This window comes from Oleiphilus sp. HI0067 (assembly GCF_001635735.1).
Genome location: NZ_LWFI01000742.1, coordinates 1 through 705 on the forward strand (window position 1 = coordinate 1; position 705 = coordinate 705).

General features: G+C 43.1%; 1 protein-coding gene. It reads right to left on the bottom strand.

The window, feature by feature from the left end:
- Positions 1-108 (bottom strand): DUF3185 family protein (locus tag A3739_RS31370; protein ID WP_156502470.1); only part of this gene is annotated, 108 nt, incomplete at its 3' end.
- Positions 109-705: the final 597 nt, after the last annotated feature.

The window sequence follows — 705 nt, forward strand, 5'->3', positions numbered from 1 at the left end:
CGCCTGCCCCACTTGGCCAGATAGAGAAGAACTAACGTTATACCCCCATAGAACAACTGCAACACCAACCACAATCAAAACGATACCCACAATTTTTTGAGAGCCCATAAACTCACCTCGCTTTAAGTAGTGTGGCCATTTAAGTAAACATAATGCATTTTGTCTAATTTGTGATCAGCACTCAGTCGTGGACCGATAATAAGCACATCACTAATACTGCTATCGCATACAGAATTGATGGATAGACCACAAGCTCTTACCACACACATTAAAAAGCATACCCAAAACTGTGTTAATGCTTTCACGGTTAAAACCAAACTTGCCCAAAACGTTCTTAGCTTGAACAGGGATTAATAATTAAAGTAACGGGTGCGGTTTGAGAGGATGATCTTGCGATTTATAAAAAGGACGAGATTCCACAGCAGTTTTGCATTAGAAGATTAAAGCCGGTCGCGACGGACCTTTGCTCACAGGCTTAGCTCGTTGTATGCTTACGGGGTATACCTAGAATTGGCTACAGCAGTCTTTGCCTTACTCCACATGGTACCCATGTGAATGCTCTGTCTATAAATTCCATACATAAAAAAAGGGCTATCCAACCAGATAGCCCTCTCTCATATTAGAAGCCTGACGATGACCTACTCTCACATGGGACCTCCCACACTACCATCGGCGATGAACCGTTTCACTTCTGAGTTCGGGATG